The organism is Rhodococcus sp. LB1, from assembly GCF_001583455.1.
Taxonomy (GTDB): domain Bacteria; phylum Actinomycetota; class Actinomycetes; order Mycobacteriales; family Mycobacteriaceae; genus Rhodococcus_F; species Rhodococcus_F opacus.
Window position 1 is genome coordinate 1 of record NZ_LTCZ01000121.1, and the last position, 1,492, is coordinate 1,492.

Below are 1,492 nucleotides of genomic sequence, written 5' to 3' on the forward strand. Positions count from 1 at the left end.
GCGACGATGTCTTCGCGGACAGACGACTGAAACTGTTCTGCTTCTTTGACGAGTGACAATGCATGGATCAACGCTTGCCGGCCGGCGGCGGTCAGCGCAATTCCTTTGGCGCGTTGCCGCGGTGGCGGACACCGAGCACCGTTCGGCCGCCCCGGTGATCGTTCCCTCGGCGGCCACGGCAATGAAGTATTCGAGCTGCCGAAGGGTGTATCGCACGTCGTCCATCAGCGTAGGGTAACTGCGTCCGACAGCTCTGCCGGACCATCCGCCGGACATGGCTTGTCCGGGTCGGTTCGTGGGCAGCCGTCCTCGTGATCGCCTGACCGCTCGCCCCTCCCGGACACCGTTGCCGCGGTTACGTGCGCAACCTGGTTTGGACGTTCAGCGCAACAGTTTTCGTCATCGCGCAGAGTGATCAGGGTCACGATCTTTCGGGTCAGTATGGTCGTTGACACGATCTTATGTCTAGCCGTCGCACCGCTCCTCAGCCGGAGTTGAGGCGTGAGACCACGCTCCCGCGTCTGTCTCCCACTCCGCGTGACGTTCTGCGTTCGCAATGGTCCCGAGGCTCCAGTCGTATCAGGTCTTGTTCGGTGGTCAGGTCTGGATGCATTCCCGTACTCGGCGAAGCGCACGCTCGAGAAGCTGGGTTTCCGACGCGGAGGGGCCGATCATGGAGACCTCGGCACCGTGGTCGAGGTGCACCACGTCGATACACATCCTGCTCCCGCGCCGGAGGACCGATACCGAGCATCCCTCGGTCACGAGGTCAGGCATGTTGCACCACTCGCGCATGTGGTTCGTCACGGCGGATCGCTCTTCCGACGAGGCGGCGCAGCTGGTGCCCAGCCTTGTCGCTGGTGGTGCTGACTTGGCGGTAGTCCTTGCGGCCGTCACGCCGTTTCATGTCGCTGATCGCGTTGAGGGCATCGACGTCCTCCTGGAACGCCTGCCTGGTTCCTGTCAGCAACTGCTCGGTGACCGAGTCATCGCCCACAGCGAAGTCGCGGGAGATGACCCAGAACTGATGGAGTTCGTTCTCGCTGATCGGTGTGATCGCGTGGATGACGTACAGGTTGTAGTCGGTACGGTCGGTTTCCGGCTGCAGGTCGACCAGTCGGCCGAGCGCCAAGTGGATGGCCGGAGTCGGAACCGTCGCCACGGCATGTCGATCCACGGTGTGTCCGACGAGACCCATTACTCGCGCATACAGCCCCGGCGGCTCGTGATTCTCGAGCAACCGTACTGTGCGCACCGTCTCGTCCGAGAGTTCGACTTGAACGGGCACCGACGCCCAGGCATCGGTGCCGAGATTGCCGGCATGCAGGTAACTGAAGTGCGTGAGATCCAGCAAGTTCTCGTGTAGGTCCAGGTAATTCGCTTCGATCTCGTAGTGCCCGGTGATAACGGTCCAGCCGTCACCAGTCATCGGGCTGGTGTCTGGCACCGTGGTGGGGTCCGCTGCGTCAGGATCCCCGGTCCAGATCCACAG

The 1,492-nt window shown here is 62.7% G+C and carries 3 protein-coding genes; all 3 read right to left on the reverse strand.

Annotation, left to right across the window (positions count from 1 at the left end; genetic code table 11):
- On the reverse strand, window positions 1-276 hold a 276-nt coding region (locus AZG88_RS55585; RefSeq protein ID WP_156517526.1), incomplete at its 3' end, for a helix-turn-helix domain-containing protein.
- Window positions 277-597: 321 nt separating this feature from the next.
- Window positions 598-777 (reverse strand): hypothetical protein, encoded by a 180-nt coding sequence (locus tag AZG88_RS18270; protein WP_061698490.1) that lies wholly within the window; start codon window positions 775-777, stop codon window positions 598-600.
- On the reverse strand, window positions 770-1,492 hold a 723-nt coding region (locus AZG88_RS18275), incomplete at its 5' end, for a hypothetical protein (protein WP_231914075.1). The genes AZG88_RS18270 and AZG88_RS18275, both read right to left, overlap by 8 nt.

Excerpts from the sequence above, each read along its gene's own strand:
- AZG88_RS18270 (WP_061698490.1), bottom strand. The coding sequence starts at position 777 with ATGCCTGACCTCGTGACCGAGGGATGCTCGGTATCGGTCCTCCGGCGC.